Source organism: Halorientalis brevis (assembly GCF_042678165.1).
GTDB classification, from domain to species: Archaea; Halobacteriota; Halobacteria; order Halobacteriales; family Haloarculaceae; genus Halorientalis; species Halorientalis brevis.
In genome coordinates, this window is sequence record NZ_JBHUDJ010000006.1 from 51,633 (window position 1) to 76,502 (window position 24,870).

27 protein-coding genes are annotated in these 24,870 nt (G+C 66.0%); 12 read left to right on the plus strand and 15 right to left on the minus strand.

The window, feature by feature from the left end; genetic code table 11:
* The first annotated feature begins 83 nt into the window (after positions 1-83).
* The 3 genes from ACFR9U_RS11980 to ACFR9U_RS11990 all read left to right on the plus strand — a co-directional run bounded on the left by ACFR9U_RS11980 (position 84) and on the right by ACFR9U_RS11990 (position 3,797).
* Positions 84-1,055 carry a sugar kinase gene (locus ACFR9U_RS11980; protein WP_247380788.1) on the plus strand — a complete coding sequence of 324 codons (972 nt, stop codon included), beginning with the start codon at positions 84-86 and terminating at the stop codon, positions 1,053-1,055.
* A gap of 99 nt (positions 1,056-1,154) precedes the next feature.
* Entirely contained in the window at positions 1,155-2,348 is a 1,194-nt protein-coding gene (locus tag ACFR9U_RS11985) for a carboxypeptidase-like regulatory domain-containing protein (protein ID WP_247380786.1), read from the plus strand.
* A gap of 84 nt (positions 2,349-2,432) precedes the next feature.
* Positions 2,433-3,797, plus strand: coding sequence for an MFS transporter (locus ACFR9U_RS11990; protein ID WP_247380784.1), 1,365 nt, complete (start codon positions 2,433-2,435; stop codon positions 3,795-3,797).
* Positions 3,798-3,818: 21 nt separating this feature from the next.
* Here ACFR9U_RS11990 and ACFR9U_RS11995 read toward each other — a convergent pair whose 3' ends face one another.
* The 3 genes from ACFR9U_RS11995 to ACFR9U_RS12005 all read right to left on the minus strand — a co-directional run bounded on the left by ACFR9U_RS11995 (position 3,819) and on the right by ACFR9U_RS12005 (position 7,614).
* A complete protein-coding gene (locus tag ACFR9U_RS11995) occupies positions 3,819-4,592 on the minus strand; it encodes an SDR family NAD(P)-dependent oxidoreductase (RefSeq protein ID WP_247380782.1) in 774 nt (257 codons plus the stop codon).
* A gap of 106 nt (positions 4,593-4,698) precedes the next feature.
* Positions 4,699-6,264 (minus strand): DUF7282 domain-containing protein, encoded by a 1,566-nt coding sequence (locus ACFR9U_RS12000; RefSeq protein WP_247380781.1) that lies wholly within the window; start codon positions 6,262-6,264, stop codon positions 4,699-4,701.
* Positions 6,265-6,441: 177 nt separating this feature from the next.
* On the minus strand, positions 6,442-7,614 hold the full coding sequence (locus ACFR9U_RS12005) for an MBL fold metallo-hydrolase (RefSeq protein WP_247380780.1): 1,173 nt from the start codon (positions 7,612-7,614) through the stop codon (positions 6,442-6,444).
* A 93-nt stretch (positions 7,615-7,707) separates the two neighbouring features.
* Between ACFR9U_RS12005 and ACFR9U_RS12010 the strand changes: the two genes are divergently transcribed.
* Entirely contained in the window at positions 7,708-8,328 is a 621-nt protein-coding gene (locus ACFR9U_RS12010) for a hypothetical protein (protein ID WP_247380779.1), read from the plus strand.
* A gap of 8 nt (positions 8,329-8,336) precedes the next feature.
* On the opposite strand, the gene ACFR9U_RS12015 is transcribed toward ACFR9U_RS12010, so the two are convergent.
* From ACFR9U_RS12015 to ACFR9U_RS12025, 3 genes are read right to left on the minus strand one after another with little or no spacing between them, the layout of a single operon-like run.
* On the minus strand, positions 8,337-8,771 hold the full coding sequence (locus tag ACFR9U_RS12015; protein WP_247380778.1) for an acyl-CoA thioesterase: 435 nt from the start codon (positions 8,769-8,771) through the stop codon (positions 8,337-8,339).
* Between the two features lie 34 nt (positions 8,772-8,805).
* The gene (locus ACFR9U_RS12020; RefSeq protein WP_247380777.1) at positions 8,806-9,156 is read right to left on the minus strand and encodes a DUF8159 domain-containing protein; all 351 of its coding nucleotides are present in this window, start codon (positions 9,154-9,156) and stop codon (positions 8,806-8,808) included.
* Between the two features lie 43 nt (positions 9,157-9,199).
* Complete coding sequence (locus ACFR9U_RS12025; protein WP_247380776.1) at positions 9,200-9,826, minus strand: DUF6663 family protein; 627 nt, start codon at positions 9,824-9,826, stop codon at positions 9,200-9,202.
* Positions 9,827-9,973: 147 nt separating this feature from the next.
* Here ACFR9U_RS12025 and ACFR9U_RS12030 point away from each other — a divergent pair, with 147 nt between their 5' ends.
* Positions 9,974-10,906 carry a cobalamin-binding protein gene (locus ACFR9U_RS12030; RefSeq protein ID WP_247380775.1) on the plus strand — a complete coding sequence of 311 codons (933 nt, stop codon included), beginning with the start codon at positions 9,974-9,976 and terminating at the stop codon, positions 10,904-10,906.
* On the plus strand, positions 10,907-11,317 hold the full coding sequence (locus ACFR9U_RS12035; protein ID WP_247380774.1) for a desampylase: 411 nt from the start codon (positions 10,907-10,909) through the stop codon (positions 11,315-11,317).
* A 6-nt stretch (positions 11,318-11,323) separates the two neighbouring features.
* Here ACFR9U_RS12035 and ACFR9U_RS12040 read toward each other — a convergent pair whose 3' ends face one another.
* From ACFR9U_RS12040 to ACFR9U_RS12050, 3 genes are all read right to left on the minus strand, one after another.
* The gene (locus tag ACFR9U_RS12040) at positions 11,324-11,707 is read right to left on the minus strand and encodes a DUF5658 family protein (RefSeq protein WP_247380773.1); all 384 of its coding nucleotides are present in this window, start codon (positions 11,705-11,707) and stop codon (positions 11,324-11,326) included.
* Between the two features lie 106 nt (positions 11,708-11,813).
* Positions 11,814-12,656, minus strand: a complete 843-nt coding sequence (gene ubaA / locus ACFR9U_RS12045; protein WP_247380771.1) for an SAMP-activating enzyme E1 — start codon at positions 12,654-12,656, stop codon at positions 11,814-11,816.
* A gap of 51 nt (positions 12,657-12,707) precedes the next feature.
* Positions 12,708-14,213, minus strand: coding sequence for a carboxypeptidase M32 (locus ACFR9U_RS12050; RefSeq protein ID WP_247380770.1), 1,506 nt, complete (start codon positions 14,211-14,213; stop codon positions 12,708-12,710).
* Positions 14,214-14,366: 153 nt separating this feature from the next.
* Here ACFR9U_RS12050 and ACFR9U_RS12055 point away from each other — a divergent pair, with 153 nt between their 5' ends.
* Positions 14,367-14,507: a hypothetical protein gene (locus ACFR9U_RS12055; protein ID WP_247380767.1), complete on the plus strand. Its 141-nt coding sequence runs from the start codon at positions 14,367-14,369 to the stop codon at positions 14,505-14,507.
* Positions 14,498-16,018: a chemotaxis protein CheC gene (locus ACFR9U_RS12060; protein ID WP_247380765.1), complete on the plus strand. Its 1,521-nt coding sequence runs from the start codon at positions 14,498-14,500 to the stop codon at positions 16,016-16,018. The genes ACFR9U_RS12055 and ACFR9U_RS12060 overlap by 10 nt, the downstream gene beginning before the upstream one ends.
* On the opposite strand, the gene ACFR9U_RS12065 is transcribed toward ACFR9U_RS12060, so the two are convergent.
* The 4 genes from ACFR9U_RS12065 to ACFR9U_RS12080 all read right to left on the minus strand — a co-directional run bounded on the left by ACFR9U_RS12065 (position 16,015) and on the right by ACFR9U_RS12080 (position 18,630).
* Entirely contained in the window at positions 16,015-16,698 is a 684-nt protein-coding gene (locus ACFR9U_RS12065; RefSeq protein WP_247380763.1) for a hypothetical protein, read from the minus strand. The genes ACFR9U_RS12060 and ACFR9U_RS12065 overlap by 4 nt on opposite strands.
* A gap of 60 nt (positions 16,699-16,758) precedes the next feature.
* The gene (locus ACFR9U_RS12070; protein ID WP_247380761.1) at positions 16,759-17,859 is read right to left on the minus strand and encodes a M20 family metallopeptidase; all 1,101 of its coding nucleotides are present in this window, start codon (positions 17,857-17,859) and stop codon (positions 16,759-16,761) included.
* A gap of 39 nt (positions 17,860-17,898) precedes the next feature.
* Positions 17,899-18,222, minus strand: a complete 324-nt coding sequence (locus ACFR9U_RS12075) for a DUF7553 family protein (RefSeq protein WP_247380758.1) — start codon at positions 18,220-18,222, stop codon at positions 17,899-17,901.
* 99 nt (positions 18,223-18,321) lie between these two features.
* Positions 18,322-18,630: a hypothetical protein gene (locus tag ACFR9U_RS12080; RefSeq protein WP_247380756.1), complete on the minus strand. Its 309-nt coding sequence runs from the start codon at positions 18,628-18,630 to the stop codon at positions 18,322-18,324.
* An 88-nt stretch (positions 18,631-18,718) separates the two neighbouring features.
* Between ACFR9U_RS12080 and ACFR9U_RS12085 the strand changes: the two genes are divergently transcribed.
* Positions 18,719-20,578, plus strand: a complete 1,860-nt coding sequence (locus tag ACFR9U_RS12085; RefSeq protein ID WP_247380753.1) for a PINc/VapC family ATPase — start codon at positions 18,719-18,721, stop codon at positions 20,576-20,578.
* A 301-nt stretch (positions 20,579-20,879) separates the two neighbouring features.
* Positions 20,880-21,320 carry a pyridoxamine 5'-phosphate oxidase family protein gene (locus ACFR9U_RS12090; RefSeq protein WP_247380751.1) on the plus strand — a complete coding sequence of 147 codons (441 nt, stop codon included), beginning with the start codon at positions 20,880-20,882 and terminating at the stop codon, positions 21,318-21,320.
* 29 nt (positions 21,321-21,349) lie between these two features.
* Here ACFR9U_RS12090 and ACFR9U_RS12095 read toward each other — a convergent pair whose 3' ends face one another.
* Together ACFR9U_RS12095 and ACFR9U_RS12100 are read right to left on the minus strand one after the other, a co-directional pair.
* Positions 21,350-21,862 (minus strand): hypothetical protein, encoded by a 513-nt coding sequence (locus tag ACFR9U_RS12095; protein WP_247380749.1) that lies wholly within the window; start codon positions 21,860-21,862, stop codon positions 21,350-21,352.
* Positions 21,863-22,044: 182 nt separating this feature from the next.
* A complete protein-coding gene (locus ACFR9U_RS12100; protein ID WP_247380747.1) occupies positions 22,045-22,323 on the minus strand; it encodes a MarR family transcriptional regulator in 279 nt (92 codons plus the stop codon).
* 372 nt (positions 22,324-22,695) lie between these two features.
* On the opposite strand from ACFR9U_RS12100, the gene ACFR9U_RS12105 reads away from it, so the two are divergent.
* Positions 22,696-23,004, plus strand: coding sequence for an EMC6-like membrane protein (locus ACFR9U_RS12105; RefSeq protein WP_247380745.1), 309 nt, complete (start codon positions 22,696-22,698; stop codon positions 23,002-23,004).
* Between the two features lies 1 nt (position 23,005).
* Complete coding sequence (locus ACFR9U_RS12110) at positions 23,006-24,835, plus strand: ribosome biogenesis/translation initiation ATPase RLI (protein ID WP_247380743.1); 1,830 nt, start codon at positions 23,006-23,008, stop codon at positions 24,833-24,835.
* The last annotated feature ends 35 nt before the right edge of the window (positions 24,836-24,870 follow it).

Consider the following 24,870-nt stretch of genomic DNA (forward strand, 5'->3'; position numbering starts at 1 on the left):
AGCGGCAACCCGACGAAGAAAAAGGTGGTTTGTCGTGAGAAACGGCCCCACGAACTAAGCCCCCCGTATGCATTTGCAGGGATATGACGGATTTAGTGACATTCGGGGAGACGGCGCTGCGGCTGTCGCCACCACAGCACGCACGGCTGGAGACGGCGGACCAGTTGAACGTGTGGGCGACGGGCGCGGCGAGCAACGTCGCGGTCGCGGCGAGCAGGCTCGGCACGGACAGCACGTGGGCCTCGAAGCTGGCGGACACGCCGCTGGGCAGGCGGGCGGTCTCGGAACTGCGAGGCCACGGCATCACGACGGACGTTAGCTGGGTCGAGGCGAGCGAGGCGAGACAGGGACTCACCTTCTTCGAGGCGGGGAGCACACCGCGAGACAGTTACGTCCTGGACGATCGGCACGGCACGGCGATCGAGACGGCCGAACCGGCCGAGCTACCGATGGACGACGTGCAGGACGGGCAGGCAGTGTTCGTCAGCGGTGAAACGATCGCTCTCTCCGAGACGGTGGAGCAGACGGCACAGGCGGTGCTGCGTGCTGCCGGCGGCACGTCGGTACTCGGCCTCGACTACCGCCCGGACCTCTGGTCGGCCAGCGAGGCGCGCGAGACGCTGACGGACATGTTCCCGGCAGCCGACGTCCTGGTGGCGAACGAGGACGACGTGCAGACGGTTCTGAAGCAGACGGGCGAAGCGTCTCAGCTGGCCCATCAGATCGGCTCGAAGTACGACTTCGAGACGGTCGTCGTCACCCAGGGCGAACACGGCGCGCTGGTCTGGCACGACGCGACGATCCACGAGAGCGACGCCGTCGAAACGCAGGCCGTCGAGACGACCGGCGAACACGACGCGTTCATCGGTGCGTTCCTCAGCCGCCGGCTGGCCGGTGACGGCATCAGCGACGCGCTCGCGCACGGCGTCGCGGCCGCGACGCTGACCCGTACGATCCCGGGGCCGGTCCCCACGGTGACGCCCGACGAAGTCGAACGTATCGTCGACGAACTCGACGAGGGGAGTCCCGGAAACGCGCGAGGGGCGCTCCGCTAAGCCCGAGCCCACCACCGACGGGGCGTCGACTGAGTGACACCACACCGAAAGTGACGCGAGGCCGATAGAGGTTTATGACATCCATCCGACGGTGTGGGTATGACGCGCACGACCGCTCTACTCCTCATAGTCGTCGTCTTGCTGTCGGGCGTCCCGATGACAGCAACCGCACAGACGACACAGGATGTGACACTGACAATTTCCGTAGTCGATCGGGACGGCGACCCGGTCGCCGATGCAGGCGTCGAGGCCACCTGGGACGGTGGCAGCGCGACGGAGACGACGCGCTCGAACGGGCAGGCGCTGATCGACGTGCCGTCGGGTGCCAACGTCGAGATCGACGTGACGAGCGGCGAGTACATTCGGAACACCGACTACGACATCGAGAGCGCCAGTGCAGGTGACGTGGAGATCACCGTCGCCGAGAAGGGATCGGCGACAGTCGAAGTGACGAACGAGCGCGGAACGCCGGTCGAGGACGCCTGGGTGCGCCTCTGGCAGGACGGGACCCGCGTCGTCAACGAGCGGACGGACGAGAACGGCGTCCACGAGACCGACGCCATCGAGCAGGGCGAGTACCACCTGTTCGTGTTCAAGGAGGGGTACCTGCGCAACGACACGATGATCCAGGTCGACGGCGACGCGAGTGAATCGCTCAGCATCGAGCAGGGGTCGGTGACAGTGACGTTCAACGTCACCGACGACCACTTCGAGTCCGCCAGGCCGCTGGAGAACGCCAGCATCGACGTCAAGGGCGTCGCGACGGGCGTCCAGACCCTCGGGAACGGGGAGAACACGCTGAGCGTGCCCGTCAACAACGAGTACGACGTCTCGATCACGAAACAGGGCTACGAGACGGCGAGCGAGGACCTCAACGTCGACGAGGAGCCGACGAGCCTCAACGTGAACATCAAACGAACGCCGGCGATCAGCATCGATTCGCTGGCCGACCGAGTCGTCGTCGGCGAGAACGTCAGCATCGACGTGACCAACGAGTACGGCACGCCGGTCGAGAACGCCTCCGTCACGGTCGACGGCGCCAGCATCGGGGAAACCGACGCTAACGGGGGACTCACGTTCGCCGTCGACAGCCAGGGCGAGCACACTATTCAGGCGACGGCCGACGACCTCGTGGCGACCGCGACGATCGAGGGGATCGATCCCAGCGCGAACAACGGCGAGCAGACGGCCACCGCCGGAACCGACGGCAGCGACGGCAGCGGCCCCGGCTTCACCCCACTACTAGCGCTCGTCGGTGCGCTCCTCGCCATCGCCGTGCTCGCACGCCGCTGACCGGGGCCCGGTTTGCTGTGAGGAACTGTGACCCACAGAGCGGATAGAAGCCCGATTTAACAGGGATCGGCGGCAAGTCCCGGTATGGCAGACGCCGGAGCGAGTGCGCGACGAGCCGACGAGGAGCTCGGAGCGCTCGCGACGATCCGACAGTTTTTCGCGCTCGAACGGGACGTGCTCGTGCTTTCTGTCGCGATGTTCTCCTTTTCCCTGGGCTTCCAGATGACCAGTCGCTACCTGCCCCGCTACATGAGCCTGCTCGGGGCCGGCGGCGTGGCGATCGGCCTGTACGGGAGCGTCGGGAACCTCATCAGCGCCGTGTACCCGTATCCGGGCGGCGCGCTCTCGGACCGCATCGGGTCACGGGTCGCGCTGACGGCGTTCGGCCTCGCCTCGACCGTGGGCTTTCTCGTCTGGCTGGCCGCGCCGCTGTTCGGTACCGTGACGGTCGGCCCCACCAGCGCGGGACCGTTCGACGTCGAGGCGATCGTGCTGCCGGTCGGGGTGTTCCTCGGTCTCTTTCTGGCACAGACCTGGAAGTCCTTCGGGCTGGGCGCGACCTTCGCCATCGTCAAGCAGAGCGTCGCGCCGGACCACCTGGCGACCGGGTTCGCCAGCACCGAAACCGTGCGCCGGACTGCCTTCCTGATCGGGCCCCTGCTTGCGGCGGCCCTCATCGCCGCCCTCGGGTTCGACCGTGGCTTCCAGGCGGTGCTGGCGGTCGCAGCCGCCTTCGGGTTCGTGGCGACCGCCGTCCAGCATCGCCTCTACGACGCGAGCGGGGACTCGTTCGGAAAGTCCTTCGAAGGAATCTCGCAGGTCGTCGCGGACCTCCGGGGGATGCCCGAGGAGTTACCCCCGCTGCTGCTCGGAGACACGCTCGTCCGCTTCGCCAACGGCATGGTGTACGTCTTTTTCGTCATCGTGGTCACCGAGTTCCTCGCGGTCAGCGTCACGCTCCCAGTCGTCGGCTATCTCTCGCCCGACGCCCTCTTCGGCGTGTTGCTGGCCGTCGAGATGGTCGTCGCCCTGGTGAGCATGGTTCCAGTTGCCCGCCTGGCCGACCGCGTGGGGCTCAAACCCGTCGTCGCGATCGGATTCGCCGTGTACGCGCTCTTTCCGATCCTGCTCATCAACGCGCCGGCGAACCCCTGGATCGTCGGCCTCCTTTTTGCGTTCTCGGGGCTGCGTTTCGCCGGCCTCCCGGCCCACAAGGCGCTCATCGTCGGCCCCGCAGAACAGGACACGGGCGGGCGCGTCACCGGCGCGTACTACCTGATTCGAAACACCGTGACCATCCCGAGCGCGCTGGTCGGCGGCTGGCTCTACAGCGCGTACTCGCCGGAACTGGCCTTCGGTGCGGCGACGGCGGTCGGCGTCGTCGGGACGGCGCTGTTCCTGGTGTTCGGGAAACGATTCACCATCGAGGACGCGAACGGCACCGCGTGACGGCTGGTGTCCGGACAGTAGTTAGCCGCCGCCGGCCGTCCGGAACCCGCCGTCGACGACCAGTCCCTCGCCGGTGATCCAGGAGGCCTCTGAGGAGGCGAGAAAGAGAATGGCGTCGGCGATCTCCTCGGCCTCACCGAGGCGTTTGAGCGGGTACCCCTCTTCCATCTTCTCGCGAGCGGCCTCGGGATCGTCGTAGCTCTGGAACATCTGCTGGACCATCGGCGTGTCCGTGAAGCCCGGACAGACCGTGTTGGCTCGGACGCCGTAGGGACCTGCCTCGGCGGCGACGGCACGGGTGAAGTTGAGGACCGCTCCCTTCGTCAGCGAGTAGGCGGCCTGCTTGGGCAGTCCGAAGATCGACGCGAGCGAGCCGACGTTGACGATCGCGCCGTGACCCTGGTCTTTCATGATCGGCAGCGCGGCGTGACAGCCGTTCCAGACGCCCTTGATGTTGACGTCGATGACGTAATCGCGCATGGCTTCGCCCACGTCCTCCATGCTCTGGGGCGGATGGCCGGTGCCGGCGTTGTTGACCACGACGTCGAGGCCGTGCTCCTCGGCGGTGGCCTCGATCATCGCGTCGAACTCCTCGGCGTCGGTCACGTCGAGGCGATGCGATTCCGCCCCGCCCGTGTCGAGGTTCTCGATCTGTTCGACGGTCTCCGCTGCGCCGTCTTCGTCGACGTCGGTGACGATGACGTACGCTCCCTCCTCGGCACACCGGAGGCTGGTCGCGCGGCCGATCCCCGACCCCGCCCCCGTGATGAACACTGTCTCGTCTTCGAGTCGCATGCGACGACCGACGGACGCCAGCACAATAAATCTACCAGTAATAGCATATCTCCGAATATAGTTTCCAGAATTAGCCAAAGTGCTGTGTCTCGCTACCGAATTTGTCCTAACCCCGAATGCCAAGGAGTGCCACCGCGAGGAACGCGAGCGTCGCGAGCGTGGACGTGAATCCGGGGCCGTCCGCGGTGGTCGTCTCTGTCTGCTGAGATTGTTGGGCCGCAGTCACAATGGTAGACGTTCGCGACGTTGACGGTGAGGCGGTTGGTGACGCGGCGGGAGGCGTGCTCGTCGTGGATTCGGTCGGCGTCTCCACCGAGACCAGCGCTGCGTCGGTAACGAGTGACCCGTTCAGTGCCGCTGGACCGTCGGTCACAGGATACCCGGCTCGCCGTGCGTCCGGTCCAGTCGCCGGGAAGTCGAAGGACTCGTTGTCGTTGGTGTCGAGGTGCGGGACCGCAACGAGCGTCCGGTTCTGATCGAGAGACGAACGCAACTGTACGGTGACGTTCTCGTGTTCGCCCGGTACGAGGTAGTCGCTGACGCCGACAATACGATCACTCGCCAGGCTCCGATTGATCCGCGTTTGAACGCAACCCTGGGAGGCGTCCCGAGTGGCGATCTCGTCGACGACCGACGCCGGGTACAGGACGACGAAGCCACCGCCACCAGTCATCGCTCTATCGAGCGTGACGGTTCCGTTCTGCACCGACTGGGGATCGAACCGAACGTCCGAAAAGGCCGCTGGCGTGTCTGAACCGATCAGTCCCTCTGCCGTCGCCCCCGGAATCGTCGGGACCGATACCTCGAACGTCACGTTCGTCGGCAGATCAGCGTCGACGATCGCTTTCACTGACTGCTGGGTGTCGACGACAGCGGTCTCCTGTATGGGATACGTGGGATCGCTCCCGTTCAGTCGGATCGGCAACTCTGTCCCGGGTGCAACCGAGGTCTGTCCGGTAATGAGATGGCAGCGGAACTGCCCGCCGAGTCTGATGACGTCGCCCGAGCCGGTGTCGAACCGGAACGTCCGATTGACGAGTCGGAACTCGGCGCTGGCCCGGTATTGCGCCGAGTCATTGATGGAGAAGCTCGCGTTATAGATCATCCCCGAGATATCGGACGGGATCGGCCACCCCTCGAAAACAATTCTGTCGTGCTTCATCGCCACGTAGAGGGTGTCGTTGCCCTCGTCCGGGACGACTCGCAGTCCGTCGTTCGCTGCGGTTTCGTGGACGTCCAGGTATGGGTCGTCCGCCATCCCAGACATGTTCACGTTGTACATTTCCAGATTGAACTCGTCAGATCGCGTTTCGAGGGCGACGAACGCCTCGGTAGCGTTCTGACTGCTGTTTCGCTCCCGTCGGAGTGCATCGACGGCGCGTGGCGACTCGACAGCGAAGACGACGACGTCCTGCTTGGCAACAGTGCGACTCCGCGTGAGCGTCCCGTTCTCGATAGCATCGTGGACGTCCCGAGTGGTGCGTAGCGAATCGAACTGCGACGCTGGCGCGGTCCAGACCGACATCTCGACCGATTCATTCGCCGTGGTATTGGAGCCGTTCTCCGTCACCGTGGCGCCCCCAGCGGGAACGAACACGGTCGACGAGAGCGCGAGTGTGAGAGCGAGCACCGACAGTACCAGGATGCGACCGACAGGTGACCTCGAGTTCATAGCTATCTGAAGGAGGGCCGACGCGTCCACCGGCCAGCGGGGATCGTCCCCGGCCAGGGTTCGTCAGCAGTCGAAACGGGTGTTTGTAATGATAAAATTCTTCTGTTCTAACCATTACGCCACCGGTTTCACGAACAACCGGTGAGGACGGGTTTACCGAACGGCAGAGCCCGAAGATTAGTCCGCGATCGAGGGGCTGGCCGCGCAGTTGTTCGGCCCGAGTTCCAGTTCGAAGGCGTCCTCGTCGTCCAGGTCTTCGCGGCCCAGGTTCGCCGCGATGATGCGCTCGAAGTTCGCCGGCCGCGGCGGGACGTCCCGAAGGATGAGCGCCTGGAACTCCGCACGGCCCATCGAGTACACCGCCAGGTCGTCGCGGAGGTCGCCCAGCGTCGCGGTGTAAGTCCCGTCGTCAGCCGGCGTCGCCGCTTCGCCGTAGTGGCCGGGCGCGACGACCGTCTCGTCGGGCAGGGCCGCGAGGCGGTCGGTCAGCGACTCGTAGAGGTGGGCCGCCAGCACCTCCGCGCCGTTCTCGCCGCGTTCCAGGTCCGGGCGGGCGACGCTCTCGACGAACAGGCTGTCGCCCGAGAGCAGCACGTCGCCGACCCGGAACGCCGTCATGCCGGTCGTGTGGCCCGGGAGGTGGCGGACCTCGACCGTGGCGTCCCCCACCGTCAGTTCCTCGCCGTCGATGATCGTCTCGACGTCGTAGGTAACGCCGCGCTCGACGGCCATCCGCGGCAGCACTGCCGTTGCGCCGGTCTCGGCGGCGAGTTCGCGAAGTCCGCTCACGTGGTCGGCGTGGACGTGGGTATCGACGACGGTCGTGATCTCGGCGTCCCGCTCCGTGGCGTCGGTGACGTACCGGTCGGTGAACGCCCGGAGCGGATCGACTACCATGGCCTCCCCAGCCGAGACGATCATGTAGCCCAGACAGCCACTCGCCGGGCGCTGGTACTGGACGACGGTCGGGTCCGAGTCGGTGATCTCGCGGGCGCGATAGACGCGCGCCCAGCCCTCCATGCCGTCGGCGAGGTTCTGGGCGTCGATGCCGGCCTCGGTGAGCAGGCCGGCGACGTACGCGCTGGCTTCGCCGCGACCGCAGACCACGGTGATCGGACCGTCGCCGTCGACGTCGGCGGCGAGGTCGGCGACCGAGTCCTGGACGTCCGCCTGGAGCCACTTCATGTAGGGGACGAGCGTCGTTTCGGCGCCGTCGATCTGCCAGGCCTCGAACTCGTCGCGGTTGCGCACGTCGAGCAGTCGCACAGACTCGCCGGCGTCGAGGCGGTCGGCGAGTGTGGTCGGCGCCACCGCGTCCACCTCGACGTCGGGTTCAGGGTAGTCGGTCATAGGTCCCTGTAGACGGGGCTGGCGAATAAACCGTCTGCCGAGCCGGCCACAGCCACGGCAACCGATATATCCGACGCGTCCGAACGACACGCCATGAACGGCCAGACGCTCGTCGAACGCGTCCGGGAGGAAAAACGGACGGAGCTAGAGCGACTCAAATCGGACAAGGCACTCATCGCAGCCACCGAAGCGGCACTCGAACCGTCGACCGTTCTGGCGGTCGTCGTCGAAACCGAGCGGACGCTCGAATCAGCGTACGGGGAGTGGGCCGAGCGGGCTGCGACCGACGAAGCGGCGGACGCGTTCGCGGACGCTGCACGGACGGCCGGCCAGAACGCCGACCGACTCGCGGCAGCACTCGACTCCCTGCCCGAAGCCAGGGACCTCACAGCACCGCTCGACGTCGACGTGACGCTGGAGGCGGTCGCGGCCGGTCTCGTGGGCCAGTCGCTCGTCCTCGACGGGACGCTCCTGCAGGCGATCAACTTCTTCGTCAACGAGGCCGACGAGCGACGGGCGGACCTCGTCCGCGACGTGCGGACGAGCGTCAACGCCCGCCTGAACGACGGCGCGGTCGCCCTGAACGGCCTCTGCGAGAACGACGCCGAGTGGACGCAGGCGGAGACCGCCGTGACGGAGGTCGTCGACGCCGCCTACGCCGACTACGCCGAAACGCTCGGTGCGATGGGAATCGACCCGAAGCCGGTCTGTTGAGCGGCCGGTCAGGCCTGTTCGGGCGGTCGCTCCTGGAAGTCGATCACGGCCTCGCGGAACTCGTCGGGAACGCGCGTCGGGTCGCCGGTCTCGCCGTCGACGGCGACGTGGGTGACCGTCCCCTCGGCGAGCAGTTCGTCGTCGGCGGGCCGCCAGGCGGCATATTCGGAGGTCATGCTGGATTCACCGATGGTGGCGACGCGGAAGCCGTGGACCAGTTCGTCCTCGAAGGTCGCCTGGCCGCGGTAGTCCAGATCGACGTTCACGACGTGGATGTCCCAGCCAGCCTCCGCGATCGCCCCGTAGCTGTAGTCGATCGCGCGGAAATACGCCGAGGACGCCTCGTCCTGGAAAGTGACGTAGTTACCGTAGAACACGACTCCTTGCATGTCCGTCTCTTCGAAGCGAACGCGGTTCTCCCAGACGACGGGCAACTCGTCCATGCGACGTAGGCGCGCGGGGTGCAGTTAACCGTTGTCACGCCTCCTCGATGGTGTCGAGGACGCGCTGGGAGAACTCCGTCTCCGTGATGTCGTCGGCTGCGAGGTCGCGGAACCACGCGGCGTCCGCGTCCCACGACCCCAGAGGCTCCCCGTCGAGGTTCTTCACGATGCCGTGGACGTCGACCGCCTCCCAGCCTTCCTCGCGGAACTCTCGGAGGACGTTGACGACGCGTCCGATGTCTCGGTGCGGGACGCCCTCGGTCCCGTGGACCGTCTCGTAGGTGATCTCGACGGCGTCAGCGTCCCGCGCGAAGTCGGTGACGTAGATGCCGTGGCTCATCAGGCGGTTCTCGATGCGCTCGTCTATGTCGTCCGGGACGGACATACGCAGAACTAGGACCGGTCGGCGTTTGGGTCTTGGGTGGGACTCACGCGGGACGCGGGCACTCGTACTCGTCGCGGACGGTGTTGGCCAGCAGGCCGTCTTTCTCCAGGGTGAGATAGACGACGAGGAACTTCGTGTCCTCGGGGCGGATGACGAACACCTCGTAGGGCGGCTCCTCGCCGCCGTCGCCGAGTTTGTCGATCATCGGTTCCAGCGTCATCCGGCCGTCCTGGAACTCGGTGAAGATGTCTTTCTCGCCCTTTTGCTTCGCGAAGGTGTAGAGGACGCCGTTAGCGTCGCCGTCCGTGTCGTAGGTGACGTTCGAGTAGATGGGCATGTGCTCGCGCTTGCCCTGCTCGAAGGTCTCCTTTGCCTGCTCGAAGATGTCCGGGACGCCGTCGACGAACTCGACGAGCGTCCGGGTCTCGATGGAGAGTTCGGCGAACGACGGGTCGCCCTCGCCGCTCCACGCCAGCGTCGCCTCGACGAGATACCCCGGTTTGAGTTCCTGTACGGTCGACTGGAGGGGCTCGTAGTAGCCCGACGCCTGCACGTAGGTCGGCTCCTGTTCCCCTTTTTTGACGAGGAGCCACTCGTCTACCACGTCCGCACCCTCGCGGTCGCGGTCGCTCTCGAACACCCGATACGTCCCGGACTCGGTCGCTGCCATGGTGGTGCGTATACAGCCGATACCTAAAGACCCGTGGGTACGACAGTCAGCGCTGGCACACGGCGTCGGCGCCAGCCCGCACCGGCTCCCCACGCCAGCAGATTCATGCCGCTGGTGCCCGAACCAACGACCAATTGTGGGTCGCCCATGACATCGGACCAGACTCCCAGAATCGTCTCGTTACTCCCCTCGGCGACCGAGATCGTGTACGCCCTCGGACTGGAGCCGGTCGGCGTCTCCCACGAGTGCGACTACCCGCCCGAGGCGACCGAGAAACCGGTCGTCAACCGGTCACGGATCGATCCCGACGCCAGCAGCCAGGCGATCAACGACCAGGTCGCGTCTGCCGAAGACGGGGACGGCGTGTACGAGATCGACACGGCAACGCTGGCCGCGCTCGACCCCGATCTCGTCATCTCCCAGGGAATCTGTGACGTCTGCGCCGTCGACGAGGTGCTCGTCGAAGAGGCGATCGAGCGGACCGGCATCGACGCCGCCGTCCTGACGACCGATCCGCACAGCCTCGACGACGTGTTCGCGGACGTCCGCCGGATCGGCGACGCGACGGGACGAACGGAGCGGGCGGCCGAACTCGTCGCCGACCTCCGTGAGCGAGTCGACGCCATCGAGCAGACGATCGCCGGCATGGACGACGAGCGACCCAGCGTGGCTGTGCTCGACTGGCTCGACCCCGTGATGGTCGCCGGCCACTGGGTGCCCGAGATGGTCGCGATGGCCGGCGGCGAGTACGGCCTCGCCGCGCCCGGCGACCGGTCGGAGCCGCGCGAGTGGACCGAGATCACCGAGTACGATCCCGAGGTCCTCGTCGCCGCGCCCTGCGGGTTCGAACTCGAACAGACCGTCGCGAACGTCGACGAACTGACCGAGCGCCCGGGGTGGGACGAGCTGACGGCCGTCGAGGACGGTCGGGCGTACGCGCTCGACGGACACAACTACGTCAATCGACCCGGGCCACGGCTGGTCGAGACGCTCGAATATCTGGCAGCGCTGCTCCACCCCGACCTGTTCGAGGCGCCGCCGACGGACGCCGCCCGGCCGCTGGCCGAAGTCCTCGCGTAGATGCTGGTTCTCTCGCGAGGCGTCTACGACGACGTGGTAGAGCACGCTCGGACGGGTTCCCCCGAAGAAGTGTGTGGCATCCTCGGTGGCGAGTTCGGTGCGGACGAGAGCCACGCCGGCGCGAGCTATCGGACCGACAACGCCGCGGACGCGCCGCGGACCGAGTACGCCATCGATCCCGAAGAACAGTTCGCGGTGATGGACGACGTCGAGGACGCGGGACGAGACGTCGTCGGCTTCTACCACTCCCATCCACAGGGACCACCACGGCCGAGTCAGACCGACCGGGCGCGGGCGACCTGGGAGGGATACACCTACGTCATCGTCTCGCTCGACGGCGCCCACCCCTACGTCGGAGCCTGGCGCTGGACGGGAGACGCGTTCAGCCAGGAAGTCGTCGCAGTGCGGTGACGGCGGTCAGACGAGCATCGCGAAACCGACGTAGAAGTTCGACGCCACGACGGCCGAGCCGAGCCCGAGCACGACGAACATCCAGGACCGCCACAGCGGCACCCGCATGACGACGTCACGGCACTCGATGAGCGTGATCCCGACGACGGCGGCCACGGCGCCCTTGAACACGAGCAACAGCAGCGGGTCGTGCAGCAACACCGCCCGAACGATCGGGTTCGCCTCCAGCGAGAGATCGCCGGTCAACGAGAACGCGAGTAGCGTCGACACCGCGTCGCCGATTCCCCAGACGAACATCTGGGCGAAAACCAACTCGGCGTAGCCCAGTTCTCTCGCACCGAGAAAGCCGAGCCCGAACTCGACTCCGAAGTCAGGGGACGACGTCGACATGGTGTGGGAGTCACCTGCGTACCCACCAGTTGCCGAATTCCAAACATAAAGTTACGCGCCCGAATATCAGGAATGAAAACATATCGTGGGGAACCGGGACGACCCGTCAGTCGGCACTGATCGCGCAGGTTTCGACGTATTCGACGTCCTGCACCGAGGAGATGGCGGGCTCGTCGCCACAGACCGGACAGTCGGGATTGGGCTCGACGGGGACTTCCTCGAAGGTCATGTCCATGGCGTCGTAGAAGATCAACCGGCCGTCGAGCAGTTCGCTCTCGGGCAGGAGGTCGGCCCCGCGGAGAATCCACTTGACGACCTCGGTGGCCTGGATGCAGCCGACGGTGCCGGGCAGCACGCCGAGGACGCCAGCCTCGGAACAGTCGGGGACGGTTCCCGCTGGCGGCGCTTCGGGGAACATGCAGCGGTAGCACGGCGAATCGTCTTCCTGAGCGAAGGTGGTGACCTGCCCCTCGAAGCGGTAGATCGCGCCGTGGGAGAACGGTTTGTTCGCGAGCGTGCAGGCGTCGTTGACGAGATAGCGGGTCGCGAAGTTGTCGCTGGCGTCGACGACGAAGTCGTAGTCGGCGATCAGGTCGTCGACGTTCTCGGCCGTGATGCGGGTGTGGTGGCGCTCGATAGTGCAGTCGGGGTTGAGATCGGTGACGAACGCGGCGGCACTGTCGACTTTCGGGCGCCCCACGTCGGCGTCGGCGTGGATGACCTGGCGCTGGAGGTTGCTCCGTTCGACGTCGTCGTCGTCGGCGATGCCGAGCGTGCCGACGCCCGCGGCCGCGAGGTACTGGATGATCGGCGAGCCGAGCCCGCCCGCGCCGACGACGAGGACGCGCGCGTCGAGCAGCGCCTTCTGGCCCTCGGGGCCGACGTCGTCCATGATGATGTGCCGGGAGAACCGGTCGAGTTGCTCCGGCCCGAGATTGAGACCGCTCATACCCGTGGTACGCGGGCCGGGCGAATAAACGACCGGGTCCCTGCCGACCGTTCAGAGGTCGTAGAGGTCGCCGAACTTCTCGGTCGCGTAGTCGAGGAAGTAGTCGGCGGTGAACGACTCGCCGGTCGCCTCCCGAATCAGGTCGTCGGTGGTGTACCGGCAGCCGTGGCTGTGGACGTTCTCGGTGAGCCAGGCGTGGAGTCCGTCAAACTCGCCCGCGCGGACGTCACCCGCCAGGTCGTCCAGGTCGTCTTCCGCGGCGGCGAACAGCTGGGCGGCCAGCACGCTGCCCAGCGAGTACGTCGGGAAGTAGCCGAAGTTCCCGTGGGTCCAGTGGATGTCCTGGAGACACCCTTCGGCGTCGGTGTCGGGGCGAACGCCGAGGTACTCCTCCATCTTGTCGTTCCAGACCTGCGGGACCTCGGCGACGTCGAGGTCGCCGCTGACGAGGTCGCGTTCGATCTCGAACCGGAGGATGATGTGGAGGTGGTAGGTCAACTCGTCGGCTTCGACGCGGATGCGGTTGTCCGGGTAGATCCGGTTGGCCGCTTCGTAGAATTCCTGCGGGGCGGCGTCGACGCCGAGGTGGTCGTCGACGTGGCTGGCGAACAGGTCCCAGAACGGACGCGACCGACCAACGTGGTTCTCCCAGAGGCGCGACTGGGACTCGTGGACCGACAGGTCGCGCGACTGGCCCAGCGGCGTGCCGTACTGGTCCTGTGGCAGGCCGAGGGTGTAGGTCGCGTGGCCGAACTCGTGGATGGTCGAGCCGAGGGCGTCGAGCGGGTCGCCGGGTTTGAAGCGCGTCGTCACCCGCGCGTCGAACTGCGTCCCCATCGAGAACGGGTGCGGCGCCGTGTCGAGTCGGCCCCGATCCCAGTCGTAGCCCAGCGTGTCGAGCGCGTCTCTGACCAGTTCCTCCTGAGTGCCTTCGTCGTAGGTGCCCTCGAAGGGACTTGCCAGTTCGGCGTCGCTGTCGCTGATCTCGTCGATGAGGGGGACCAGTTCGTCGCGCAGTCGTTCGAGGACCCGCTCGGCCGTGTCGAGTCCGAGGTAGGGCTCGTAGTCCTCGAACAGCACTTCGTAGGGATCCCGGTCGGGGTCGATGTGCGCGGCGTACTCGCGTTTCAGCTCGACGACTTTCTCCAGCGTCGGGGCGAACGCCTCGAAGTCGTCGTTCTCTTTGGCCTGTTTCCACGTGGGCAGCGCGTTCGAGGTGGTCTCGGAGATTTCCTCGACGAGATCGCCAGGGACGCGCGTGGCGCGCTCGTGCTCGCGGCGGACTTCCCGAACGACGGCCTGTTGTTCGGGGCCGAGGTCGGTCGCTTCGAGCTCCTCGAGATAGTCGGCGAGGTCGTCGGACGTGAGCATCTCGTGGTGAACGGTCGAGAGCGCCGCGGTCTGCTGGGAGCGAGCGGGAGTGCCCGCGTCGGGCATCATCACCTGCTGATCCCAGTTCAGAATGCCCGCGGCGTTCTGGACGTTCGTCATCCGGGTCACGTGGTCGAGGAACTGCTCGTACGTCTCGGCAGTCTCCGGGGCAGCGGTGTCGCTCATCGTCGGTCCGTCAGGGCCCAGCGTCAAAAAGGGTCGCGCCGTCCCGGTGATTCGGCTCGCGAGCGAGTACAACGATTGATAACCGTGGGGAAAGACATATTGTAAAACCCTGGTAACGTCCCCCAAGGTCCTGTTCCAGGGGACGGAGTCGTCATGCACGGAAACTCGATTACAGCAGTGTTGGAATCGTTCGGCGTGAGCGAGACGGCGCGGCGCGCTGACGTGCGAGCCGGGGGTGGGCACGGCGACGTCGTCCAGGGACGCCCGAACACCAGCACGTACCGATGGACGTAGACATAGACTCACTCGAGACGCTGAATCTGCTCACCCGCGAGGGTGCCCAGGAGGCGAGCGACGCGCTCGGACAGATGGTGGACACGCCCACCGTCATCGACGTCACGAAGCTGCTGGTGGCCGACAGCGCGGACATCACCGCGGACATCCACAGCGGGACCAAACACGGCGTGCAGTTCGACGTCGACGGGAAGCTCTCCGGCACGCTCCTGTTCACGTTCGATCAGGAGTGCATCGACACCGTGACCGAGTTGCTCGTCCCCGGGGCGGCCAGTGACTCGATGGCCAGGAGCAGCGTCACGGAACTCGCGAACATCATGATGGGCGGGTTCCTGGCCGGCTGGGGCGACCACCTGGAGACGGGGCTGGACGCCTCCCCGCCGACCTATCTCGAAGCCGACGAACTGGACGCCTTCGAGATCGAATCGCTCGGTCCGGACACGAACAGCGTGCTGGCGTTCGGGAGCACAGTCATGTGGCGGGACAACACCGTCGGCCTCGACATCTATCTCATCCCCGACCGGGAGTCCATCGAGACCGTCCTCCAGGAGGAGCGCGATCGCGAAGACGCGCAGCCCCAGGCCCAGGATACCACCGCCGATTCCGGTGGCTTCGGCTTCAACCAGGGGAGCGAGAGCGACGCCGGCCCGTTCGCCGACGACGGCGACGATGGCCCCTTCGGCTCCGGTGACAGCGGTGACGAGACAGTCGGCCATGACGCCGACACCGCAACAGCCGACGACAGTCCCTTTGGCGTCCCGGACAGCGACGACGACTCGTTGGCGGCGGGTGACGGCGACGCTGAGGGCGAGGACGGCCCCTTCGACGACGGCGCAGACGAGTTCGGCTTCGAGATGGACGACGACGCGGGTGCAGACTCGATCTCGCTGGACAAGCTCTCGGTGTTCAGCGACCTGACCAAGGAGGGAACGGAAGCGGCGGCCGAGCAGGTCACGATGATGACCGGGATCGAGACGACGACCGAGATCGCCGGCATCACCTTCACGCCAATCGAGGACATCCCCGAGACGCTCGAAGACGGGGACTACGTCGGGACAACAGGCGAGTTCGAGGGGACGCCGAGCGGCTATCTGATCATCATGTTCGACGAGCAGTCCGCCAGGAACATCGCCGAGGCGATGATGCCGGTCGACCCCGGCGACGCTGACGGACTGACGGACATGCACGAGAGCGCCATCGAGGAACTCGGCAACATCATGACGAGCGGCTTCATCGACGGCTGGGCGAACGTGCTCCAGACCAGCGTCGAGCACACGCCCCCGGAGTTCGCCGAGGACATGGAGATGGCGTTCATGGAGATTCTGACCGACCAGCTCGGCCAGTTCCAGACCCACGCGTTCAGCATCGAATCCGCGATGCACACCCCCGAGATCGACTTCAACTGCAAGATCCTCGCGCTCCCCAACGAAGCCGAACTGGAGACGGCGCTCGACGCCCTCGACGTCGACCGCCAGGACGAGACGGACGTGGACCCCGACGACCTGTTCTAATCGTAGTGCATCGTCATCTCGTCGGCCCACACCGGAATCGTCGCAGTGTGTGACTGGTCGTCGAGGTGGACCGTCGCCGTGACCGCCCGCGGCGTGACGGCGACGACGCGGTCGAACGGAACGGTGGGCTCGGAGACGACTTCGCCCTCGCGGTTTTTCGTCGTCGTCTGGCGAGCCGAGATCGCCATCTCGTCGTCGCGCGTCGTGATGCCGACGCTCAGGTTCGGGTCACCGTCGACGGCCGACCGGACGACCGAGCCCACTTTTTTCGCCCCGGCCGACGCGCACTCGGTGACCGCCCAGTCCTCGAAGGGCGTCGTTTCGTAGATCGTCGTGCGCGTGGGCGGCCCGTCGCCGGGCGTTCCGACGCGCTTGTAGTAGGCGGGGTATTTGACGGCGTGCTCGTCGGGCAGGTAGTCGAGGTCCGGATCGGTGATCGTCCGTTCGATCGTCACGGGATCGCCGTCGGGACGGATCGGTTCCTGCCGCGCGGTCGCAGTCCCAGTCCCTGTGGCAGCGTCGTCAGGCGTCGCCGTGGAGGCGGTCGCCGTCGGCGCAGCGCCTGGCGACTGGGGTTCGTCGGTCGCATCGCGGTCGGCTCCGGGCGTGCTGACACAGCCGGCGAGGGCAGCCCCGGCGAGCGTCAGCGACTGGAGGACGCGTCGTCGTGAGTGAGTCATCACGGGAGACTGTCAGTACCACGGACAAGTGCTTTCGGGACGGTCAAACGCGCCTTTCAGTCAGACCAGTCCCGATTCAGCGACTCGGCGGTAGATCTCGTAACAGCGCTCGACGACCGCGAGCGACGCGCTCTCGTCGGCCGTGTGTGCCTCGCCGGGTTCGGCCACGCCGCAGATCACGCACTCGGTCCCCGCCTGGGAGAGCCACCCGGCGTCGGTCGCGTGGGGTTTGACGACGTGTTCAGGCTGGGCGTCCTGTGCGTCGGTCGCCGCGTCGAGCACCGCGTCGGCGAAGGCCGCGTCGTCGCAGGCCATCGGCGGGAGGTCCTGGTCGACGGTCCACTCGACGCCGTCGATCGTCTCGGCCTGCCCCAGGTCGGCGCGCTCACCTGGAACCGTGCGCTCGTCGACGGTCACCTCGCAACGCTCGGGGATGACGTTCCAGGCCGAGCCGCCGTCGATCTCCGTGACGGCGACGCTGCCGCCCAGGTCGTGCCCCAGGACAGTCGTCTCCGGAAATTCCAGGTCTCGAACCACGTCGACGGCGTCGGTGGCGCGGTAGATAGCGTTCTCGCCCTGGGCGACCTCGCTGGCGTGGGCGGACTGGCCGCGTGCCGTGATCGTGCTCCCTCGTCGACCCTTGTGGGCGACGGCGACGTCCGTGACACCAGGCTCCGAGTAGCCCGTCGACCCCTCGCCGACGACGGCGTAGTCGGGTTCGAATCCCTGGTCGATCGCACATCGTGCGCCGACGCCGCCGACCTCCTCGCCGACGAACGAGGCGAAGACGAGTTCCCCGTCCGGGTCCGCGTCGCGGAAGGCACACATCGCGGCCGCGACTGCGCCTTTCATGTCGGCCGTCCCGCGACCGTACAGCCGGCCGTCGCGTTCCTCGACGACGTACTCGCCAGCCGGGGTCACTTGCGAGTCGTCCGGCGGCACCACGTCGTGGTGGCCGACGAGTGCGAGCGAGGTGTCACCAGTTCCTTTGTGGGCAATGACGTTGCCGCCGCGGCCCTCGTCGGTGCCAGCGTCGTCCCGGGTGACCGTGGCGTCGGTGTGCTCGCGCAGCCACTGCTCGATGAAATCGCCGACGTCCGCCTCGGACTCGTGACTGGGAATCGAAACGAGGCGCCTGGTCAGTTCCCGCACGTCGTTCATACCAGCGAGAAGGAAGTCCCGGTTTGAGAATGTAGGGGGTCAGTCCTGGTCGTCCATCCGATCCGAGACGGACTCGTCCTCAGTGAGTCGCGCTTCGAGAATAGCCCGAACGTGCTCGCGCGCCCGGTCGAGCGATTTTCGGGTGTCACCCTCGGTGTCGTCCTCCAGTCGCGCGAGTTCTGCCCTGATGGATTCGAGGTGGTCCTGTCTCGGCTCGTCGTCCGACGCATCGAGGTTTCCGAGCGCCTCCGTGAGATTGTCGAGCACTTCGCTGACATCGCCCCCAGCATCCTCGCGGGCGTGCTGGAGCTCGGTTCGCAACTGTTCGAGTTCCGCGTCGGGGGTAGGACCTGGGTCGCTCATCGGGTTCCCTCCATCGGGTTTCGCATACCTCGATTGTGGGCCTGGACGCCCGTGAGTCTGCGTGCATCGTGGCTGCCGGTCGCCAACGACTCGCTGCCGTCAGACTCGCGCGTAATCGATCCCGCGATAGACCAGATACAGCACGGCGTTCAGCAGACCCACCAGCATGAACAGGCCACCGAGTGCCGGTCCGAGCCTGCTCAGCAGGCCGCCGGTACTGCCGAGGTTACCGACGAAGCCCGCGGCGAAGGCGGCGATCACGCCCCAGACGCCGAGGATACCCGCGATGCGAGCCCCGTCTTCGACGTACGTCGTCACGTCATGTGCAGGGGGAAGGTCCCGCGGCTGCGACGGGCTGCCAGAATCGTCGGTGGGTTGGTCCGGAGAGGGATGATCGTTCGGGGACATATCATCTCGTTACAAAGGCCCGAGAATAAAACTACACACTAACACGAGCATCAAGACCCTTATCAGGCGACGGGTTCCTACCACTGGTATGAACATCGTACCGGACACGAGCGTCGTCATCGACGGTCGCGTGTCCGAACACGTCGAGTCCGGCGACTTCGCCGACGCGACTATCTACGTCCCGGAAGCCGTCGTCGGCGAACTCGAATCGCAGGCCAACGACGGCCGCGACAGCGGCTGGGACGGGCTCTCCGAGCTGCAGGCACTCGCCACGCTCGCCGACGACGGCGAGATTACTCTGGAGTACGTCGGGCGCCGGCCCGACGCCGTCGAGAAGCGCGACGCGGGCGAGGGCGAGATCGACGCCCTCATCCGCGACACCGCCGCCGAGCACGACGCCACGCTCTTCACCTCGGACATCGTCCAGAGCGAGGTGGCCACGGCCAAGGGAATCGACGTCGAGTACGTCGAACCCCGGACCGAGGACACCACCGTCGAGTCGCTCTCGATCGAGGACTTCTTCGACGAGACGACGATGAGCCTCCACCTCAAGACCGGCGTCCGCCCGATGGCAAAGCGGGGCGAACTCGGAGACATGCACTACGAGGAGATTCGCGACGAGGTCTCCACCGAGACCCAGCTCAAGGAGTGGAGCCAGGAGATCCGGAACAGCGCCCGCGCCAGCCCCGACGGGTTCATCGAACTCTCCGAGGAGGGCATGACCATCGTCCAGTTCCGCGACATGCGGATCGCCATCGCCAGTCCGCCCTTCGCCGACGGCCACGAGATCACGGCCGTTCGTCCCATCGCCAAGACGGAACTCGACGACTACGAGTTCGCCGACGAACTCCGTGATCGGCTCACCGACCACCAGCGCGGCGTCCTGATCTCGGGTGCGCCCGGGGCCGGGAAGTCCACGTTCGCGCAGGCCGTCGCCGAGTTCCTCTCGAAGGCGGACTTCGCGGTCAAGACCATGGAGAAGCCGCGCGACCTCCAGGTCGGCCCGCACATCACCCAGTACACGGAACTGGGCGGCGAGATGGCCAAGACCGCCGACTCGCTGCTGATGGTCCGCCCGGACTACACGATCTACGACGAAGTGCGCAAGACCGACGACTTCGAGGTGTTCGCGGACATGCGCCTCGCGGGCGTGGGCATGATCGGCGTCGTTCACGCCACCCGGGCCATCGACTCGCTCCAGCGGTTGGTCGGCCGCGTCGAACTCGGGATGATCCCGCAGGTCGTCGACACGGTCGTCTACATCGAGGCCGGGAAAGTCGAGAAGGTGTACGACGTGAAAACCGAGGTCAAAGTGCCAGAAGGCCTGATGGAGGAAGACCTCGCACGCCCGGTCATCCTGATTCGGGACTTCGAGACCGGCCAACCCGAGTACGAAATCTACACCTTCAACCGCCAGGTCGTCACCGTCCCGATCGGCGCCGACGAGGACGGCGGCCGCGAGAGCGGCGTCGATCGGATCGCAAAGCAGGAGGTCGAACGCGAGATTCGCTCCATCGCCCACGGCCACGTCGAAGTCGAACTGCGCGGTCGGGACACCGCCGTCGTGTGGGTCGAAGACGACGACATCTCGCAGGTCATCGGCAAGGGCGGCGGACGCATCTCGGACGTGGAGAATCGCTTGGGCATCGACATCGACGTCCGCACCTTCAGCGAGCGCCCGTCCGGCATGCCGAGCGAGGGCGCCGCGGGCGGTGGCGGCGGCCAGCCTGGCCAGATCGTCACGCCCGAAGTGACCTCGCGCCACGTCATCGTCCCGATGGACGGCCACGCCGGCGAGACCGTCGAGGTCCAGGCCGACGGCGAGTACCTCTTCACCGCGACCGTCTCCCGTGGCGGCGAAATCCAGGTCTCCCGGGGCAGCGCGATCGCCGAGGAACTGGAGCAGGCGATCGATCGCGGAAAGACGATCACCGTCGTCCCCTCGTAAGTTCCGCGAGCGAACGCAGTGAGCGAGTGGCAGTTTTGGTCCAGCTTTTGCAAGGAGCGGTTTCCGCAGCGAGCGACGCGAGCGAGGAACCCGACGCAGTAAAAGGTGGGTGTAGAACCAGGTCTCCCGGGGCAGCGCGATCGCCGAGGAACTGGAGCAGGCGATCGATCGCGGGAAGACGATCACCGTCGTCCCCTCGTAAGTTCCGCGAGCGAACGTCGTGAGTATAGCGGGACCCTCGAAGGGGAGGGCGGGGAGTTGCAACCAACGTATATAGCCGTCGCAATATGATACCAGAGTTATGCGTGAGCTCTCGGCTGACGAAGTGACGACAGTGTTGAGTCGGAACGGCATCGGTGTTCTCGCGCTGCTGGACGGAGACCAGCCGTATCCGCTCCCGATGTCGTTCGGCTACGACGGTGACCGACCGCTGTTCGTGATGCAGTTCGGTGCAGGGCCGGACAGCCGCAAGTTCGACTGTCTCGAAGAAGGAGCGAAGGCGGGATTCACCGTTTACGAGGAAACGGAGCCAGGAACCGAGTGGCGAAGCGTCGTGATCACTGGCGAGCTCCGTGAGATTCGCGACGAAGAGACCGTCGACGCCTACACCGCGATCGCGGCGAACGCCGAGTTCGCGCCCGACATGGCGATCTGGGGGGTTCCGCTCGAAGACACGTCCCTCACGGTGTTCGAGCTGACGATGAACGAGTGTACCGGACGGGCGTTCTCGATGACCAGGTAACCCGGGCAGCGCGACCAGTACGAGGGCCGCTATTCTCTGGACGCGTCGAGGATGGCCGTCGTGAGTGCGGGTTGCGCGTCCCCGTCCCCGCGGAACCGTCGGGTGCGTGCCAGGAACGTGAACAGCGATCCCAGCGCGACCGCGCTGAGCGAAGCCGTCCCGCGGTCGCCGGCAAGCAGGTCCAGTGACGCGAGCGAGAACACGGCGAGCGCTCCCACCGCCGTGCCGACGGCAACGGCGAGCGCCACGTCCAGCGCGATCGTTGGAAGACGCTCTGGTCGCCAGTAGGCTCGCGCGTCGAACCGTTCGGGGAGCGTCATCAGAATCACGAGCAGGGGTTGAGCGAGTGCGAATCCGATCACGTACGCGTACGCCTCCGGGAGGCCGGCCGCTTTCAGTTCCAGCGTCGCGGCGATCGCGACGGCAGCGGCCGTAAGCGTCAGCACGACGCCGGCAGTGCCCCGCGGAAACACCCACGCGCAGACGGCGAGGAGAAGGAACCCCGTGACGCCCAGCGGGACGAGGAGGGCAGGGAGTTGCATACCTGCGGTGACAGCGGACAGGAACATAAAAACCGCAACGCGTTTTCTGGCTCAGAAAAACAGGGTGCCAGCCGAGAGGTGTGTGAGCGCGGTTGCACGGCTGGTCACTGGCGGACATCCGTCCCGCCCCAGTCAGGGCGGCGGTGACTGGAGCGGGGAACCCCCTCGATGAGACGTGGCGATCAGTCAGAGACAGCGGATTCGGTCTGTTCGGCGGCCTGGTCCTCGTCGTCGTCGATGATCTCGTAGAGGTTCTGGCGGGCGTCGGCGAAGTAGACGTCTTCGTCTACGGCACCGACGTCTTCGAGGCGTTCCAGGGCGTAACGGACGGTGCGAGCGGAGAGCATCGACTCTTCGACGATGCCTTTCTGGGTGAGCGGGCCGTTGTATTCGAGTACTTTGTAGACGAGCTTTGCACTCGGCGGAAGGTCCGCGATAGTCTCCCCATCGGATTCTGCCATCGGATAAACGTGGGCACGCCTGGTCCATAAAGATTGATGGACGGGACCGAGAGACCGGTAAATTCCGGATTTCGGGTGGTGGCCGATGACAACTGGCCGGCGTGAATCATTCCCGATATGTAACAATTCGGCGGACGTCAGCCACAGCCGTCGCGGTCGGACTCACCACGGTTCAAGAGGGAGGGTCTCCCGCACCTTTTGTCGGAATGCTTTCCAATGGTGAGAGGCGCCTTACTGTCGCGACGGCAGACGTGGACCGACGCCGCGAGCGACCGAGTGATGACGGCGCGGTGCGGGTCCGCGGGACGCCGCGGGTCGTGCGCGCGAGCGGGGAACGAACCTCTTTTGAGGGCGGATGGCTGACTGGAAGGTATGGCAACGGAATCGGTCGATCGACGGGCAGCCCACATTCGAGGGCTGACGGTCACGACGCTTGCCTCGCTGGCGGGCGTCGCCGCCGCAGTCGTCTCCCAGGCGGTTGCCGGATCGGCCACCGACAACACCGCGCTGTACGTCCTCGTCGGGACGATCATCGTTCAGTTCCCGATTCTCAGGGTCCTGGGCATCGAGGTGGAAGACTTCTCGACGAAGGATTACCTCTACGTGGCGTTCATGACGTTCTCGCTGTGGTTCGTCTCGTGGGGCGTCCTCCTGACCGCAAACACTCCGATCAACTTCTAACATGGCCGAAGACAGTATCGCCGTCGTCGACCTGGATAGGTGTCAGCCCGACCGCTGTAACTACGAGTGTGCGAACTTCTGTCCGCCGAACCGGACGGGCAAAGAGTGCATCATCACGCGCGATGAGCGCTACGAGAGCGCCGAACTCTACGAGGGCGGCCCGGATCAGGTGAGCATCTCCGAGGAGATCTGCCTGGGCGAGACCTGTGGCATCTGCGTCGAGAAGTGCCCGTTCGACGCCATCGAGATCATCAACCTCCCGCAGGAACTCGACGAGGAGCCGGTCCACCGCTACGGCGAGAACGCCTTCGCGCTGTACGGGCTCCCGGCCCCCGAAGAGGGGAAAGTCACCGGGATTCTCGGTCCCAACGGGATCGGGAAGACCACCGCCGTGCGCATCCTCGCCAACGAGATGATGCCCAATCTGGGCGAGTTCCACACCGAGCCCGACTGGGACCGCGTGCTCGACGAGTACCGCGGGACGGAACTGCAGGACTACCTCGAAGAGCTGCGCGACGGCGACGTGACTGTCGCGCGCAAGCCCCAGTACGTCGACCAGATCCCCGACCAGTTCGACGGGAAAACGCGGGATCTGCTCGAACGGACCGACGAGCGCGGCGCGCTGGACGACCTGGTCGAGCGCTTCGGCATCGGCGCGGTGATGGATCAGGACATCGACTCCATTTCGGGCGGTGAGCTCCAGCGGGTCGCGATGACGGCCACGCTGGCGCGGGACGCCGACTTCTACTTCCTGGACGAGATCACGCCGTACCTCGACATCGGCCAACGCGTCACCGCGGCGCGCATCATCCGCGAACTCGCCGAGGAAGAGGACCGCTCGATGCTCGTCGTCGAGCACGACCTGGCCATCCTGGACCTGCTGGCAGACGGCGTCCACCTCGCCTACGGTCGCCCGAGCGCGTTCGGTATCATCACGCCGCCCAAGTCGGTCCGGAACGGCATCAACGAGTACCTCTCGGGCTACCTCGACAACGAGAACATGCGCATCCGGGAGGAGGCGATCACGTTCGAGGAACACGCCCCACGGACCGCGACGAAAGCCGAGGCCGTCGTCGAGTATCCGGACCTGAAAAAGTCCTACGGCGAGGGCGAGTTCTCGCTGGAGGTCGAGGCAGGCAAGATTCACGAGAGCGAAGTGCTGGGCGTCGTCGGCCCGAACGGGATCGGGAAGTCCACGTTCGCCCAGTTGCTCGCCGGCAAACTCGAGCCGGACGAGGGCGAGATCAACTCCCGCCTGGAGATCTCCTACAAACCCCAGTACATCGACATCGACCAGCACATGCGGGTCGACGCGTTCCTGCGCTCCATTACTGATGACTTCGGAACCTCCTACTGGAACACCGAGATCGCCCAGCCGCTCCAGCTGGAGCGGGTCATGGAACAGAACCTCACAGACCTCTCGGGCGGTGAGCGCCAGCGCGTCGCCATCGCGGCCTGTCTCTCGAAGGACGCGGACCTGTACCTGCTCGACGAGCCGTCGGCGCACCTGGACGTCGAACAGCGCGTGATGGCGACCTCGGCGATCCGCCGCTACGCGGAGAACCACGACGCCACCGCGCTGGTCATCGACCACGACATCTACATGATCGACCTGCTCTCCGATCGGCTGCTCGTCTTCGACGGCGAACCCGCGGAACACGGGTACGCCTCCACCCCCACGAGCATGCGCGAGGGCATGAACGAGTTTCTCGGCAACCTCGACATCACGTTCCGGCGCGACGAACGGACCAAGCGCCCACGCGTCAACAAACCGGGCAGCCAACTCGACCGCCAGCAAAAGAAAGACGGCGAGTACTACTACTCGGCCTGACGAGAATGATAAGTATCCGGCGGCCATCGGCCGCC

Bases quoted from the DNA above. Each gene is read 5' to 3' on its own strand.
- ACFR9U_RS11980 (WP_247380788.1), top strand. From the start codon at position 84: ATGACGGATTTAGTGACATTCGGGGAGACGGCGCTGCGGCTGTCGCCA.
- ACFR9U_RS11985 (WP_247380786.1), top strand. From the start codon at position 1,155: ATGACGCGCACGACCGCTCTACTCCTCATAGTCGTCGTCTTGCTGTCG.
- ACFR9U_RS11990 (WP_247380784.1), top strand. From the start codon at position 2,433: ATGGCAGACGCCGGAGCGAGTGCGCGACGAGCCGACGAGGAGCTCGGA.
- ACFR9U_RS11995 (WP_247380782.1), bottom strand. From the start codon at position 4,592: ATGCGACTCGAAGACGAGACAGTGTTCATCACGGGGGCGGGGTCGGGG.
- ACFR9U_RS12000 (WP_247380781.1), bottom strand. From the start codon at position 6,264: ATGAACTCGAGGTCACCTGTCGGTCGCATCCTGGTACTGTCGGTGCTC.
- ACFR9U_RS12005 (WP_247380780.1), bottom strand. From the start codon at position 7,614: ATGACCGACTACCCTGAACCCGACGTCGAGGTGGACGCGGTGGCGCCG.
- ACFR9U_RS12010 (WP_247380779.1), top strand. From the start codon at position 7,708: ATGAACGGCCAGACGCTCGTCGAACGCGTCCGGGAGGAAAAACGGACG.
- ACFR9U_RS12015 (WP_247380778.1), bottom strand. From the start codon at position 8,771: ATGGACGAGTTGCCCGTCGTCTGGGAGAACCGCGTTCGCTTCGAAGAG.
- ACFR9U_RS12020 (WP_247380777.1), bottom strand. From the start codon at position 9,156: ATGTCCGTCCCGGACGACATAGACGAGCGCATCGAGAACCGCCTGATG.
- ACFR9U_RS12025 (WP_247380776.1), bottom strand. From the start codon at position 9,826: ATGGCAGCGACCGAGTCCGGGACGTATCGGGTGTTCGAGAGCGACCGC.
- ACFR9U_RS12030 (WP_247380775.1), top strand. From the start codon at position 9,974: ATGACATCGGACCAGACTCCCAGAATCGTCTCGTTACTCCCCTCGGCG.
- ACFR9U_RS12035 (WP_247380774.1), top strand. From the start codon at position 10,907: ATGCTGGTTCTCTCGCGAGGCGTCTACGACGACGTGGTAGAGCACGCT.
- ACFR9U_RS12040 (WP_247380773.1), bottom strand. From the start codon at position 11,707: ATGTCGACGTCGTCCCCTGACTTCGGAGTCGAGTTCGGGCTCGGCTTT.
- ubaA (WP_247380771.1), bottom strand. From the start codon at position 12,656: ATGAGCGGTCTCAATCTCGGGCCGGAGCAACTCGACCGGTTCTCCCGG.
- ACFR9U_RS12050 (WP_247380770.1), bottom strand. From the start codon at position 14,213: ATGAGCGACACCGCTGCCCCGGAGACTGCCGAGACGTACGAGCAGTTC.
- ACFR9U_RS12055 (WP_247380767.1), top strand. From the start codon at position 14,367: ATGCACGGAAACTCGATTACAGCAGTGTTGGAATCGTTCGGCGTGAGC.
- ACFR9U_RS12060 (WP_247380765.1), top strand. From the start codon at position 14,498: ATGGACGTAGACATAGACTCACTCGAGACGCTGAATCTGCTCACCCGC.
- ACFR9U_RS12065 (WP_247380763.1), bottom strand. From the start codon at position 16,698: ATGACTCACTCACGACGACGCGTCCTCCAGTCGCTGACGCTCGCCGGG.
- ACFR9U_RS12070 (WP_247380761.1), bottom strand. From the start codon at position 17,859: ATGAACGACGTGCGGGAACTGACCAGGCGCCTCGTTTCGATTCCCAGT.
- ACFR9U_RS12075 (WP_247380758.1), bottom strand. From the start codon at position 18,222: ATGAGCGACCCAGGTCCTACCCCCGACGCGGAACTCGAACAGTTGCGA.
- ACFR9U_RS12080 (WP_247380756.1), bottom strand. From the start codon at position 18,630: ATGTCCCCGAACGATCATCCCTCTCCGGACCAACCCACCGACGATTCT.
- ACFR9U_RS12085 (WP_247380753.1), top strand. From the start codon at position 18,719: ATGAACATCGTACCGGACACGAGCGTCGTCATCGACGGTCGCGTGTCC.
- ACFR9U_RS12090 (WP_247380751.1), top strand. From the start codon at position 20,880: ATGCGTGAGCTCTCGGCTGACGAAGTGACGACAGTGTTGAGTCGGAAC.
- ACFR9U_RS12095 (WP_247380749.1), bottom strand. From the start codon at position 21,862: ATGCAACTCCCTGCCCTCCTCGTCCCGCTGGGCGTCACGGGGTTCCTT.
- ACFR9U_RS12100 (WP_247380747.1), bottom strand. From the start codon at position 22,323: ATGGCAGAATCCGATGGGGAGACTATCGCGGACCTTCCGCCGAGTGCA.
- ACFR9U_RS12105 (WP_247380745.1), top strand. From the start codon at position 22,696: ATGGCAACGGAATCGGTCGATCGACGGGCAGCCCACATTCGAGGGCTG.
- ACFR9U_RS12110 (WP_247380743.1), top strand. From the start codon at position 23,006: ATGGCCGAAGACAGTATCGCCGTCGTCGACCTGGATAGGTGTCAGCCC.